Raw genomic sequence first — 14,341 nt, 5'->3', positions numbered from 1 at the left:
AAATAATAGGTTTATAAGGTGAAAGTGACACATGTCGATTGAATTTACCAAAGAGTCAGCAATACGTGATCACGTATTAAAAAGTGTGAGTATCGCCCTCGCACTTTTTGTGTTGGTCGTTGCTTCTTCAAATTTCTTTTTGAGTAAAGATTATGTTCTCGGCAGTCTGGAAGTGCTTATCTCACTGATCCTTTTCCACGTCTATTATGAGACTAAACGTGGCTTTTCACTTTCTTGGCAACCTCTCTTATTGGCAACTGTGATTACTGGAGGCCTGATCTATGGATTTGCGAACGCGAAACCACAAGCTGCTATCGTCATGTGGGTCTTTGTCCTTCCTCCACTTTACCAACTACTGTTTAACCGATTCATTGGCTCACTATTCACTTTCGCGATGCTAGGGGCAACTGCATTGCTTTACTTCCCTAACCTATTTAGCGAAGACGTTTATCCTTTTGCATTCGTAAACTTCGTTATCCCATATTCGATGATTTGGCTGATCTCATTCAATCATGAGTCGGTGCGTATTGGAGTGAAAGAACGACTCGAACAACTGGCGCGAACTGATGCCCTAACCGGTGCGTTCAATCGACTGGCCCTACAACAAGATGCTTCTATCACACTACATAACAGCCCAGCTGACTACTTGCTGCATTTCGACTTAGATTGGTTTAAAGCGGTCAATGATACTTACGGGCACAGTACTGGTGATCAGGTTCTAAAAGAAGTGGTGTCTAAAACACAACGAGTCTTACCAAGCGGTAAGGTTTATCGAATTGGCGGTGAGGAGTTTTGTGTCATCTTTGGTGCAGAGAATTTTGAGGATGCGACAACCAAAGCCGATAATCTAAAAGAGTCGATTGCTGAAATGGCTATATCTAAAGGTAGTGACCACATCAAGGTCTCCATCAGCGGTGGATTGATTGAACTCTCATCCCTGGGAATGACTGAACAACTTGATGATGCTTTGCAGAGAACTGATAAAGCACTCTACAAAGCAAAACAGTCAGGAAGAAACTTAATCGTCGCGGCTTAGAGACCACGTCCGTGAGGCGAGTCTAAATCCAGATCCGGCCCTCTAGGCACCACTTGAGTCGGGTTGATACCAGTGTGGCTGTAATAGTAATGACGCTTAATGTGGTAGAAGTCCGTCGTCTCTTTAATGCCCTCTATTTGATAGAGCTCTTTTAAATAACCTTGGATATGCTTGTAATCCGCAATTCGTTGCTTGTTACACTTGAAGTGACCAACATACACAGCATCAAATCGAACTAAGGTCGTGAACAATCGCCAATCCGCTTCAGTAATCTGCTCTCCCGCTAAATAACGGTTCTCGCTAAGGTGTGCATCTACTTTGTCTAATGCTTTGAATAGCGCGTCATACGCCTCTTCATAAGCTTCTTGTGTCGTCGCAAAGCCAGTACGATAAACACCATTGTTGATATTTGGGTAGATATAGTCGTTCCACTCATCAATTTTGCTCGCCAGTTCCCACGGGTAATAATCATCAGTATTGCCCGTAATATGATTAAACTCTGAGTTAAACATGCGAATAATTTCAGAAGATTCGTTACTGACTATGGTGTTGGTTTTCTTGTCCCACAATACTGGCACCGTCACTCGACCTGAGTAATCAGGTTTAGCTTGAGTATAAATTTGGTGCATGCGGGTATGACCAAATAGTGGCTCAGGTAAGCCCATTTGCCACCCTTCACTCATCATGTCAGGGCATACAACAGTCACATCAATGTGCTCAGTTAGGTCTTTGAGTTCTCTGAAGATAAGTGTACGGTGTGCCCAGGGGCAAGCTAACGATACATACAGATGATAACGACCACTTTCCGCTTCAAACTGCGCGCCTGCTTTATTCTCAACCCAATGGCGGAAACCGGCATCTTCTCGGATAAACTTACCACCGTTCTCTTTGGTGTCGTACCACACATCGTGCCAAACACCTTCAACTAATTTGCCCATATCCAAACCTCTGTGATGCTAACTTTTCTCTAGTATAAAAAAAGCCAACTTTTTCAAAACTAGAAGAAGTTGGCTTAGTTGTTCGAATTATTTGATGAAGCTGTTGAGCAAAATATAGTAACTAGGCCTGCAGTACAAAAAAAGCGCGACTCTAAAAACTAGTCGCGCTTAAGCCTGTCACAGGCTGAACCGTTTTAAATTGGCTCTAGACTTGTACGTGCAAGCAAGATACTGCGTGAACGTCATCGCCTTGAATTGTAGGCTTAGTTTGCGCACACGCTTCTGTCGCTTGTGGGCAACGAGTACGGAAAACACAACCTGATGGTGGATTGATTGGCGATGGTAGATCGCCCTCCAGCATCTGGATTGTTTTACTACGCTCTAAGCGAGGATCTGGAATAGGAACCGCAGACATCAGCGCCTTGGTGTACGGGTGTTTTGGATCAGAGAACAGTGCATCTGATTCACCCAGCTCAACCGCATTACCCAAGTACATTACCAATACACGATCGGAAATGTGCTTCACAACTGACAAGTCGTGTGCGATGAATACCAACGAAAGACCTAGCTCTTTTTGTAGCTCTTTCAGCAGGTTAACAACTTGAGCTTGGATAGATACGTCAAGTGCCGAAACAGGTTCGTCACAGATGATCATCTTAGGCTTCAAGATAAGTGCACGCGCGATACCAATACGCTGACACTGACCACCAGAGAACTCGTGCGGGTAACGGTTGATTACGTTTGGCAGTAGACCTACCTTCGCCATCATCTCTTTAACGCGGTCCTTCACTTCCTGCTTAGAAAGTTCTGGGTAGAACGTCTCTAGCGGCTCAGCAATGATGTCACCAACAGACATACGCGGGTTAAGCGATGCTAGTGGGTCTTGGAAGATCATCTGAATCTCTTTACGAGTTTCACGACGTTGTACTTCTTGCATCTTAGTTAGGTCTTGACCCAACCACATTACTTCACCGTCAGTTGCTTCAACCAAACCAATAATTGCACGAGCAAACGTCGATTTACCACAACCAGACTCACCTACTACACCCAGCGTTTCACCTTCGTAAAGGTGGATATCAACGCCATCAACTGCTTTTAGGTTTGAAGGTTTTGCCCAAGGCCACGCTGACTTAGCCGCGATGCTAAAGTGAACTTTCAGGTCTTTAATATCTAATAATAACTGCTTATCTACTACGCTCATTTTGTCCAAGCCTCCCAATCAGAAAAACAAGCACGCTGACGGTCGCCTTGACCAAATGGAGTCAGAATCGGTGCTTCTTGCTTACAACGGTCCATTACACGGTGACAACGGTCTTGGTAAGGACAGCCTGTTGGCAGGCGAAGTAAGTTTGGTGGGTTGCCTGGAATAGTCGGTAGGATCTCACCTTCAGTATCCAAACGAGGGATCGCTTTCAGTAGACCTTCCGCATATGGGTGGCTCGGCTCATAGAAGATTTCGTCAACCGTACCGTACTCCATGGTACGACCTGCGTACATCACGAGTACTTTGTCACAAGAGCCCGCAACAACACCCAAGTCGTGGGTAATCATGATGATTGCCGTGTTGAACTCATCTTTCAGTTCGTTCAGCAGTTCCATGATTTGTGCTTGAATAGTTACATCCAGCGCGGTAGTTGGTTCATCTGCAATAAGCAGTTTTGGACGACACAATAGCGCCATTGCAATCATCACACGCTGACGCATACCGCCAGAGAATTCGTGTGGGTACATGGTGATACGTTTACGTGCTTCAGGGATTTTAACCGCTTCAAGCATGCGTACCGATTCTTCGAATGCTTCCGCTTTACCCATGCCTTTGTGCAGCATAAGTACTTCCATCAGCTGATCACTTACTTTCATGTAAGGGTTCAATGATGTCATCGGATCTTGGAAGATCATCGCGATCTGCTCAGCACGAACTTTATTCAGTTCTTTTTCTGGAAGGTTAAGAATCTCTTTACCTTCGAATTTTGCACTACCAGAGATGATGCCGTTTTTCGCCAACAACCCCATGATAGAGAATACAGTCTGTGATTTACCTGAACCTGACTCACCAACAATACCCAGCGTTTCGCCTTGGTTAAGTGAGAAGTTCAAGTCGTTTACTGCGGTTACGATACCATCTTGCGTGGTAAATTCGACGCGCAGGTCTTTGACATCTAATAAGCTCATCATTGCTTCCTTAATCTTTTATAGCTTTTGTAGTTTTATTTGCTATTAATTTTTATCTGTCTTTTGGATCAAGCGCGTCGCGCAGACCATCGCCTACGTAGTTAAAGCAGAACAGCGTGACTACCATGAATGCCGCAGGGAATGCCAGTTGCCAAATTGCAACTTCCATTGTTTGCGAACCTTCTTGAAGCAGTGCGCCCCAGCTTGTCATAGGCTCTTGAACACCAAGACCAAGGAAAGATAAGAATGATTCAGTAAGGATCATGCTTGGAATAAGCAGCGTAGAGTAAACCGCTACGATACCTAGAACGTTTGGAACGATGTGACGTGTAATGATCTTCCATTTGCTTACACCACATACGTGTGCAGCTTCAATGAACTCTTTACTACGTAAACTCAGCGTTTGGCCACGTACAATACGCGCCATATCTAGCCAAGCAATCGCACCAATCGCAACGAAGATTAGAATGATGTTACGACCAAAGAATGTCACTAGAACGATTACTAGGAACATGAATGGTACTGCGTACAAAATTTCTAGGATACGCATCATCACTCGGTCAGTACGACCACCGATGAAGCCTGAAGCTGCACCGTAAAGCGTACCAATCAATACTGCTACGAAGGCACCCATCACGCCAACCATCAATGAGATACGGCCACCGATTAGAGTACGTACATACAAATCACGACCTAAGCTATCGGTACCAAACCAGTGGTCAGCATTAGGACCTACGTGCATTGCATACCAGTCGGTATCGTCGTAAGTGTACTGAGCCAGCATTGGTAAGAAGATAACCGCCAGTACCATTAACGTTAGAATGAACAGGCTTACCATCGCGGCTTTGTTTCGCATGAAACGAATACGAGCATCCTGCCATAAACTACGACCTTCAATCTCTAAGCTCTCAGAGAACTTTTCGATCGCTTCTAAATTTTCTTTTTTCTTCAACATAACCAGTCCCTGTTAGTAGCGAATTTTCGGGTCAATCAGCGCTAGCAAAATATCAACAATTGCGTTGAACAAGATGAATAGGAAACCAATCAAGATGGTTACACCCATTACTAGCGAGTAGTCACGGTTAAACGCAGCGTTAACAAACAGCTTACCGATACCTGGTAGGCCGAAGATGGTTTCAACAACAACTGAACCTGTGATGATACCTACGAATGCAGGTCCCATGTATGAAACAACAGGCAGCATTGCTGGCTTAAGAGCATGCTTAAGAATTATGTAACGGTAGCTTAGACCTTTTGCTCGTGCAGTTCGGATAAAGTTACTGTTAAGAGTTTCGATCATGCTACCACGAGTAATACGAGCGAAAGTTGCTACATATAGAAGAGACATCGCGATAACAGGTAGCACGATGTACATAAATGTACCGCCGTGCCAGCCACCAGCAGGGAATATATTCCAATGCAGTGAGAATAGGTAAATCAGTGCGGGTGCCAATACAAACGAAGGCATTACAACCCCAAGCATCGCGGTCGACATGATGGTGTAGTCGATCCAGGTATTATGCTTCAAGGCGGCAATGGTCCCGACGGTGACCCCCATGAGTAACGTGAAGATAAAGGCAACGAAACCTACCTTCGCCGATACTGGAAGAGCTACCGCGATCAGCTCATTTACTGTGTAATCTTGGTATTTAAAAGATGGGCCGAAGTCACCTTGTAAGATATTTGTCAAATACGTGGTGTATTGTTCAAATACTGGTTTATCTAAGCCGTACTTAGCTTCGATGTTAGCCATAACTTCTGGCGGTAATGGACGCTCGCTTGAAAACGGGTTACCCGGTGCGAAACGCATAAGAAAGAAAGATATAGTGATCAAAACCAGCATGGTTGGGATCGCTTCAAATATCCGTTTCATAATGAATTTAAGCATAAACTCACTCTTTCAGTCTGTGACAATTAAAATTAGAAAGACGCTACATGCGCGCCCTGCGCATGTAGTGCCTGTATCGTTATATTTATATTAACTTTTTGAATCGAAGCTGATTATTGAGCTTTGATGTATAGGTCTTTCGAGAAGATCTTGTCTTCCGCGTTGTTGATTGGGAAACCACCAACATGCGGGTTAAGTAGACGAGATTTCACGTATTGGTAGATAGGAGCGATTGGCATATCGTTAGCCATCAACTTCTCAGCTTCTAGGTAAAGAGCTTCACGCTCTTCTTCTGAAGTAGAGTTAAGTGCTTTGTCGATGATTTGGTCGTACGCCGCGCTATCGTAGTGAACACCACCGGTAGTGTTGTTACTCTTCATTAGCGTTAGGAAAGAAGACGCTTCGTTGTAGTCACCACACCAACCGGCACGTGCTACTTCGAAGTCACCAGAATCTTTAGAAGATAGGTATGTTTTCCACTCTTGGTTTTCAAGTGTTACTGAAAGACCCAGTGTTTTCTTCCACATTGAACCTAGTGCTACAGCAATCTTCTTGTGGTTCTCTGAAGTGTTGTAAAGTAGGTTAAATTTAAGTGGGTTATCTTTACCGTAACCCGCTTCTGCAAGAAGGCGTTCTGCTTCTGCGTTACGCTCTTTTTGAGACATCTTGCCGTAAGCAGGTAGCTCAGGGTTGAAGCCAGCAGTGATTTCAGGTGTTAGGAAGTACGCAGGTTTTTGACCTTGCGCTAGGATTGCACCAGTTACGATATCACGGTCGATTGCGTAAGAGATTGCTTGACGAACACGAACATCATCAAACGGTGCTTTCTTCGTGTTGAAGATGTAGTAGTAAGTACATAGGTTACCCGCTACAGATACATCTTCAGCGTGCTCTTTTTGAAGGCGCTTGAAGTGCTCAGTTGGAAGTTCGTTTGTGAAATCGATTTCACCAGATAGGAAACGGTTCATTTCCGCTACTTGGTTTTCGATTGGTAGGAACGTTACTTTATTAAGAACTGTTTTATCGTTGTCCCAGTACTGCTCGTTACGCTTAAGTACTAAACGCTCGTTAACAACCCATTTATCAACAGAGAATGCGCCGTTGCCAACAAAGTGCTCTGGCTTAGTCCACTGGTCACCGTATTTTTCAACAGTTGCCTGGTGTACTGGCTTCATTGTTGTGTGGCCCATCATCATTACGAAGTATGGTACCGCTGTTTCTAATTCAACAACTAGAGTGTTCGCATCCACTGCTTTAACGCCTAGTTCACTCTTATCTTTCTTACCCGCTACGATGTCCTTCGCATTCGCCATCTTGGTGTATTCCATGTACCAAGCGTATGGAGAAGCCGTTGCAGGATCTACTGCACGTTGCCAGCTGTATACGAAATCTTGAGCTGTTACAGGATCGCCGTTAGACCATTTTGCGTCTTTGCGTAGGTGGAAAGTGAATGTTTTGTTGTCTGTCGTTTCCCAGCTTTCAGCAACACCAGGGATAGTATTGCCGTCGCCGTCTTGGTTCACTAGACCTTCTAGAAGATCACGAATTACGTGAGATTCTGGTACACCTTGAGATTTGTGTGGGTCGATAGTTGCAACTTCAGTACCGTTACCGCGAACAAGTTCCTGAACTTTTGCCAGTTCTGTGCCTGCTGGAACTTCAGCAGCGATAGAAAGAGTAGAAGAGGCAGCCACTGCCAAACCAGCACCTAGAAGAAGGGCCTGAGTGATTTTATTCTTGTACATTAAATAAACTCCAAGTTTTATGTATTGCATCCATGACTTCTTTGCTTGGTTCACTGAACGGCAGTGATTTAGATTTATTTAGCTCAAAACTTAAGCATAAAAACCTAAAACCTTACAAAGATTGAGGCACACACTATCAACCATTGAAGTAATTTGCCACAAACAAGTCGCAAAAAGTCGGATAATTCTCCGATATACTCAAGGAATCAGTGTAAATATCTAATAAATCCCCAATCGATAGTGAGTTACGTAGAGGGATTAATTAAAAAACAGCCTTTAGTGTTGATGTATCTGTGTTGATACTTTTTTTTAGCATCTTATGCTAGAACACTGAGCGCAAATTAACATTAATGCCACATGAAATCTAATTGCACATCACATATCACCTAAACAGACTACACTATTTGTGAGGATTATCACTTTATACAAAACAGCATAATGCGCTGCACTAAAACGGAAATTTCGATGCACTAATTCTGACAAAATTAAGGGCTGAATTTATATGCAACAGCAATGATTAACCATTTATTAAAACACCGATTATTTATAAATCAATTTCTGACGGGTACAAAAAAACCGACCTAAATGGTCGGCTTTTGACTGTCTCATATACAAATGAGTAAATGTTGAAGCAACATGACTTTAAGAGAGATTACTTCTCCCAGCGCTCCGCCGCTTTCGCATCAGAGTCACGGGAATCAACCCAACGAGTTGCTTCAGTGGTACGCTCTTTTTTCCAAAAAGGTGCTTTCGTTTTTAAGAAGTCCATAACAAACTCACACGCTTCAAACGCGGCACCACGGTGTGCACTTGAGACGCCAACATAAACAATCTGGTCGCCAATATCTAGGTCACCGACACGGTGGATAACTCGCATCTTCTGGATAGGCCAACGCGCTTCAGCTTGGTCACAGATCTCGCTCAACGACTTTTCTGTCATGCCTGGATAGTGCTCCAAAGACAAACCAATCACATTGTCGCCAAGGTTCATGTCGCGAACTTTACCAACAAAAGTCACTACAGCACCTGCAGAGGTTCCTTCAGAGAGAAACGCGTACTCATCAGCAACAGAGAAGTCCTCAGAAGTCACTACTACTCTTGAATCCATGACTAGCCTCCAGTTACAGGTGGGAAGAACGCAACTTCGTCACCGTCTTTCACTTCAGTCGTCAGAGGCACAATCGATTGATTAAGAGCAGCCAGAAGCTTGCCCTCTTCCAATGCGATATCCCATTTGCCTTCTTGCGTAACAAGGTGGCTACGAATCGCCTCAATCGTCTTAAACTCTGCATCCACTTCAACGCTGTCTACGCCAACAAGTTCACGAGTTTGCGCAAAGAAAAGTACTGTAATCATGATTCCACCTTAAAGTGACCTGATTTACCACCTGTCTTCTCTAGCAGGCGTACATTCTCGATAACAATGTCTTTCTGAACAGCTTTACACATATCGTAAATGGTCAACGCAGCAACTGAAGCAGCCGTTAGCGCTTCCATTTCTACGCCCGTCTTGCCTGCAAGCTTACAAACAGATTCAATGCGAACCTTGTTTTCAGACTCGATAGCTTCAAGCTGCACTTCTACTTTCGTTAATAGTAGAGGGTGACAAAGTGGAATTAGATCCCACGTCTTCTTAGCCGCTTGAATACCTGCAATACGTGCCGTAGCGAAAACATCACCCTTGTGGTGGCTACCAGAGACAATCAGTTGCAGCGTTTCTGCCGACATTTGAACAAATGCTTCAGCTCTTGCTTCACGTACCGTTTCAGCCTTAGCCGATACATCGACCATGTTCGCTTCGCCAGACGCGTTAATGTGTGTAAATGGGCTCATGCTCAAACCGCCTTATACAGAAAGGTGTGGCATGAAGTTACAAGGGCGGTGGCTAGCATCCATCTGTTGCTTGATGATCTTAGTCCAACCTGTACGACAAGCGCCTGTAGAGCCCGGCATTGCAAAGATAACCGTGTGGTTCGCAAAGCCCGCAATTGCGCGAGATTGAATTGTCGAGGTGCCGATCTCTTCGTAAGACACTTGACGGAATAACTCACCAAAGCCTTCTACTTCTTTGTCGAACAGTGGCTTAAGCGCTTCAGGAGTACTGTCACGAGAAGTGAAACCAGTACCGCCAGTGATCATGATCGCTTGTACACTTTCGTCAGCGATCCACTTAGACACGATCGCACGGATCTTGTACATGTCATCGATAACGATTTGCTTATCAACCACGTTGTGGCCTGCTTCTTTAGCATTCTCAGCTAAGTAACCACCTGACGTATCGTTTTCTTCTGTACGTGTATCTGAAACTGTTAGTACTGCAATGTTTGCTGCTTGAAATTTGCTTTCTGCGTGACCCATTTGTTCACCTATATAAATTTTTCATTAGACTGATTCGCTCAGCCTAAATAAGCTGAGCGATAAAATACGTTTGAGTGTATGCGGGTTAACCGCCGATTGACGCCAAGTTTGGAGTCATACCGCTGTTGCCATCATGTAAGAAGTGGCTAACGGACTTGGTTTGTAGCTGAGCCTGTATTCGATCGATGAGCTCTTGCTCTTGTTGATCTTCTTGAATCAAATCTCTCAGTTCAACACCGTGATCGCCAAACAGACATAGGTGAAGCTTACCGGTCGCAGAAACGCGCAGTCGGTTACAACTCTCACAAAAGTCTTTCTCGTAAGGCATGATCAAACCAATTTCACCCTTGTAGTCCGGGTGAACGAACACTTGCGCAGGGCCATCATTAACGGCTCTCACTTTAAGCAACCAACCATTAGCAATGAGCTGGTTACGAATCGCGACACCTGACACATGGTGTTTATCAAACAACTCATCCATCTCGCCGGTTTTCATCAGCTCGATAAAACGCAGTTGAATCGGTTTGTCTTTAATCCAATTAAGGAAGGCAGGTAACTCTTGGCTATTGAGGTCTTTCATCAATACTACGTTTACTTTGACTTGTTCAAAGCCAACCTCAAACGCTTTATCAATGCCTCGCATTACCTCAGTAAACTTATTCTCACCAGTGATCTGATGGAACATGCGCGGATCTAAGCTATCTACGCTTACATTAATATGAGTTAAACCAGCATCACGCCACTGCCCTACTTGTTTCTCCATGCGGTAGCCGTTAGTTGTAGTAGCAACTTTTTTTATACCGGGAGTGTTGGCAACGGTTTGAATAATTTCGGGGAAGTCTTTACGCAGGCTCGGCTCTCCGCCTGTAATGCGGATCTTTGAGGTGCCACAATCTGCAAACGCTTTAACGACACGTTTGATCTCGGGAACACTTAAAAAAGACGAGTTTTTTTGCCCTGACGGTTTATAACCATCCGGCAAGCAGTAAGTACATTTAAAGTTACAGACGTCTGTAACCGACAAGCGCAAGTAATAAAACTTGCGATGGAATCTATCTTCGAATTGTTGCGCCACGGAACACCTTTCCAAACACGGGAGGCATAATCATTTCCAATTAAGCCCTTGTGACAACATGTCACTGGCTCTTAATGCGTATCGGTACAGCAAATACCACTGTGCGACTTAGCATGCGAGAGCTCGGAGTTATGGCAACTGCACGTTATATTCGAACGCGCAGTAGCTGAGTAATAAAATACTTAATATTTGTACGTGAATCTAGCTCTGATGACAAAAAACGAGTCACATCGGCAAAAAAAACGTGTCAAACGCTCAAAATAACTCTTGTTGAGTATCTGGCGAGAAGCATTTAACCTAAATTATAGCTGGTAATCCTCTAACAAGAATAAAAAATGAACATTTACACTTCAAAGAAAGTGGTCGCAATCGGTGGTGGCCATGGCTTAGGTCGTATGCTGGCGGCATTAAAAGATTTTGGTAGTAACGCAACCGGCATTGTTGCTACAACTGACAACGGTGGCTCCACAGGACGCATTCGAGATTGCCAGGGCGGCATTGCATGGGGTGATACCCGCAACTGTATAAATCAGTTGATCACAGAACCCTCTATTAGCTCTATGATGTTTGAGTATCGCTTTCGTGGACAAGGCGAACTCGATGGCCATAACTTAGGCAACCTAATGCTAACCGCGTTAGACAACCTTTCCGTTCGCCCGCTAGAAGCAATTAACCTAATTCGCAATATGTTGAAGGTCGATGTCAATATTGTCCCAATGACTGAGCATCCGTCAGACCTTACCGCATTGTCGATGGATGGACACTGGGTAACCGGCGAAACCAACGTCGATGACATGACAGAGAAACTACGCATGATGGATCTGTCGCCAGAAGTTCCAGCAACAAAAGAAGCGGTGGCTGCTGTAGAACAAGCGGATTGCATCGTGCTTGGGCCAGGCAGCTTTTTGACCAGTGTGATGCCACCACTGCTGCTGCCAGAAATTGGTAAAGCGATTTCCGACAATACCCATGCTAAGCTCGTCTTCGTCGAAAACTTATCACCAGAACACGGCCCAGCGGGTAAAATGACACTTGAGGAGCAACTTGAGTGGTGTGAACGTACCTGCAAAGCACGCAAGATAGACATTGTTCTTGGTAATGAACCACATCCCGAGCTTGAAGGCCAATGGAACTGTGTCACTACGGATCTTGCGTCTGCGAATCGAGATTGGCGTCATGACCGCGTGAAACTACAACAAGCGATCGAAGCTCAACTGGCCTAAAGCAATAAGTTCAGCTCAAGCGAAAAACAAAAAGGAGCACGATGCTCCTTTTTTAGTTTCTGTGGTCGTTCTCTGCGTTAGAGATCCGTCATCAATTGTTGATACTCAGTGTACGTTGAAAGCAGCAGTGACTGCATATCTTCAAAATCGCCATCAGTAATTGGAAGTGACTGTTTTACTTTGCTGTCTAAACCAATAGCGAAGCTACACAGAGAGTCAGCACCAAAGCTCGCAGCACTGCTCTTTAGGGCATGGCTGATATCCGCTAAATACTTTGAAGTATCTGACTCCTTATTGATCTCTAGGTGCTCATAATAGCCTTTCAACTCACCTAAAAAGATCTCCAGTAACACCGGAACATTCTCTTGCCCTATTTCACCGGCAAGCTCATCAACTTTTTGCTGATTCAATACTTTGGTCATTGTTATGTCTTATCGTTTGGTGATTACTGTTTTGCGTTCCACGCTTGCAACTTACGGTAGATAGTCGACGGACTCACATCCAAGAAACCAGCCGCTCGCGGAATATTACCGTCACACGCTTTAATCGCCTGCTCGATAGCCGTTTTTTCAGTGATCCACAGTGGGAAAATATCTTTCACCGTAATGTCTTCACTCTGCTTCTCTTTCAAGCGTAGGCTATTTTCAATCGGTTGATTCAACGGTGGTGGAAGCATATTAAGCGTGATCTCTTTGCCGTTGTTCAATACCACGACATTTCGCAATACGTTTTGCAGCTGACGAACGTTACCCGGCCACTCATATTGGTTAAAACGATCAAGAACTTCCTGAGCAAAACGCACAAACGCTTTGCCCTCTTCCACTGACATGTAACCTAGCAGTGAGTATGCAATCTCAATGACATCTTCACCACGCTCACGCAATGGCGGCAAGTGTAGAGGAATTACATACAAACGATAGTACAAATCTTCTCTAAAGCGCCCTTCTTGTACTTCTTTCCATGGGTCACGGTTGGTCGCACAAACAAAGCGAACATCCACGCTCTTCATCTTCGAAGAACCCACTTTTTGGAAGGTACCAGTCTGGATAAAACGCAAAAGCTTGGTTTGTAACTCAAGGTCCATCTCACAGAGCTCATCAAGGAACAAGGTGCCACCATCAGCCAGCTCAGCAGCGCCTTGACGATCTGTTGCTGCCCCTGTAAATGCCCCTTTCACGTGACCAAACAGTTCACTTTCAATCAAGTCCTTGGGAATCGCAGCACAGTTAATTGCAATAAACGGCTTATCACCACGCTTACTCGCAGCGTGAATAGCTTCTGCACAGACCTCTTTACCGGTACCACTTTCACCAGTAATGAAAATACTCGCTTTACTCGATGCGGCAGAATCAATAGTTCGGTACACCTGCTGCATAGTTTGGCTACTGCCAATGAAACCTTGATAATTCTGGTTTCCAGGGTGCTCTGAACTGTTCTTTAATTTCGTCGCTTTACGTATTGCGTTGTTGACCGTAATACGTAAACGGTCAGCTTCACACGGTTTGATAAGGAAGTCTTGAGAACCATGACGCATCGCTTCAACGGCAGTATCAATCGAACCGTGAGCTGTCATGAAGATAACAGGCACCTCAGGGTACTTTTGTTTAACCGCAAATAGCACGTCCATACCCGTCATATCAGGTAGACGTAGATCTAATAAAATTAGGTCAGGGATTCGATGATTCAAACTCTCAATTGCATCGCGACCAGTGCCGACAATATTGATATCAATTTCGAGCGGTGTAAGATACGAGCGGTACAAAGCTGCTACCGAGGCGGTATCCTCTACCATCAACAAATACTTTGATTTGTTATCTAGCGTTTTTGATTGCATATCCTAGCCATTTATAATTTGCATTTCTTATTATAGTCGCATTCCGCTTTGCATTATGCAAATTAGCCACAAT

Annotated in this window: 15 protein-coding genes and 1 riboswitch; of the genes, 2 read left to right on the top strand and 13 right to left on the bottom strand. The window is 44.5% G+C overall.

The annotated features are described in order from the left end of the window. Window positions 1-31: 31 nt before the first annotated feature. Window positions 32-1,036, top strand: a complete 1,005-nt coding sequence (locus L0991_02655) for a GGDEF domain-containing protein (GenBank protein ID XGB62979.1) — start codon at window positions 32-34, stop codon at window positions 1,034-1,036. On the opposite strand, the gene L0991_02650 is transcribed toward L0991_02655, so the two are convergent. The 11 genes from L0991_02650 to moaA all read right to left on the bottom strand — a co-directional run bounded on the left by L0991_02650 (window position 1,033) and on the right by moaA (window position 11,211). Beyond that, a complete protein-coding gene (locus L0991_02650) occupies window positions 1,033-1,974 on the bottom strand; it encodes a glutathione S-transferase family protein (GenBank protein XGB62978.1) in 942 nt (313 codons plus the stop codon). The two genes, L0991_02655 and L0991_02650, sit on opposite strands and share 4 nt — an antisense overlap. A gap of 205 nt (window positions 1,975-2,179) precedes the next feature. Next, window positions 2,180-3,175: a murein tripeptide/oligopeptide ABC transporter ATP binding protein OppF gene (gene oppF, locus L0991_02645; GenBank protein ID XGB62977.1), complete on the bottom strand. Its 996-nt coding sequence runs from the start codon at window positions 3,173-3,175 to the stop codon at window positions 2,180-2,182. Continuing rightward, window positions 3,172-4,146 carry an ABC transporter ATP-binding protein gene (locus tag L0991_02640; protein ID XGB63838.1) on the bottom strand — a complete coding sequence of 325 codons (975 nt, stop codon included), beginning with the start codon at window positions 4,144-4,146 and terminating at the stop codon, window positions 3,172-3,174. Before L0991_02640 ends, oppF begins: the two co-directional genes overlap by 4 nt. 52 nt (window positions 4,147-4,198) lie before the next feature. Further along, on the bottom strand, window positions 4,199-5,101 hold the full coding sequence (gene oppC, locus L0991_02635) for an oligopeptide ABC transporter permease OppC (protein ID XGB62976.1): 903 nt from the start codon (window positions 5,099-5,101) through the stop codon (window positions 4,199-4,201). Window positions 5,102-5,113: 12 nt separating this feature from the next. Further along, window positions 5,114-6,034 (bottom strand): oligopeptide ABC transporter permease OppB, encoded by a 921-nt coding sequence (gene oppB / locus L0991_02630; protein XGB62975.1) that lies wholly within the window; start codon window positions 6,032-6,034, stop codon window positions 5,114-5,116. A 113-nt stretch (window positions 6,035-6,147) separates the two neighbouring features. Next, window positions 6,148-7,779, bottom strand: coding sequence for an ABC transporter substrate-binding protein (locus tag L0991_02625; protein ID XGB62974.1), 1,632 nt, complete (start codon window positions 7,777-7,779; stop codon window positions 6,148-6,150). Between the two features lie 652 nt (window positions 7,780-8,431). Next, on the bottom strand, window positions 8,432-8,887 hold the full coding sequence (moaE, locus tag L0991_02620) for a molybdopterin synthase catalytic subunit MoaE (protein ID XGB62973.1): 456 nt from the start codon (window positions 8,885-8,887) through the stop codon (window positions 8,432-8,434). Window positions 8,888-8,889: 2 nt separating this feature from the next. Further along, complete coding sequence (gene moaD / locus L0991_02615; GenBank protein ID XGB62972.1) at window positions 8,890-9,135, bottom strand: molybdopterin synthase sulfur carrier subunit; 246 nt, start codon at window positions 9,133-9,135, stop codon at window positions 8,890-8,892. Continuing rightward, on the bottom strand, window positions 9,132-9,611 hold the full coding sequence (moaC, locus tag L0991_02610) for a cyclic pyranopterin monophosphate synthase MoaC (protein XGB62971.1): 480 nt from the start codon (window positions 9,609-9,611) through the stop codon (window positions 9,132-9,134). Before moaC ends, moaD begins: the two co-directional genes overlap by 4 nt. A gap of 12 nt (window positions 9,612-9,623) precedes the next feature. Next, the gene (gene moaB / locus L0991_02605; protein ID XGB62970.1) at window positions 9,624-10,136 is read right to left on the bottom strand and encodes a molybdenum cofactor biosynthesis protein B; all 513 of its coding nucleotides are present in this window, start codon (window positions 10,134-10,136) and stop codon (window positions 9,624-9,626) included. A gap of 85 nt (window positions 10,137-10,221) precedes the next feature. Continuing rightward, entirely contained in the window at window positions 10,222-11,211 is a 990-nt protein-coding gene (gene moaA / locus L0991_02600; protein XGB62969.1) for a GTP 3',8-cyclase MoaA, read from the bottom strand. Continuing rightward, window positions 11,200-11,352, bottom strand: a riboswitch (molybdenum cofactor riboswitch). (Overlaps the previous gene by 12 nt.) Before the next feature lie 194 nt (window positions 11,353-11,546). On the opposite strand from moaA, the gene L0991_02595 reads away from it, so the two are divergent. Beyond that, entirely contained in the window at window positions 11,547-12,434 is an 888-nt protein-coding gene (locus L0991_02595) for a YvcK family protein (protein XGB62968.1), read from the top strand. Window positions 12,435-12,511: 77 nt separating this feature from the next. On the opposite strand, the gene L0991_02590 is transcribed toward L0991_02595, so the two are convergent. After that, entirely contained in the window at window positions 12,512-12,856 is a 345-nt protein-coding gene (locus L0991_02590; GenBank protein ID XGB62967.1) for an Hpt domain-containing protein, read from the bottom strand. A gap of 23 nt (window positions 12,857-12,879) precedes the next feature. Continuing rightward, window positions 12,880-14,268: a sigma-54 dependent transcriptional regulator gene (locus L0991_02585; protein XGB62966.1), complete on the bottom strand. Its 1,389-nt coding sequence runs from the start codon at window positions 14,266-14,268 to the stop codon at window positions 12,880-12,882. Window positions 14,269-14,341 lie beyond the last annotated feature (73 nt).

Origin of the sequence: Vibrio chagasii, from assembly GCA_041879415.1 — a bacterium.
Lineage (GTDB): Bacteria > Pseudomonadota > Gammaproteobacteria > Enterobacterales > Vibrionaceae > Vibrio.
This window is presented reverse-complemented; position numbering and strand designations above follow the sequence as displayed.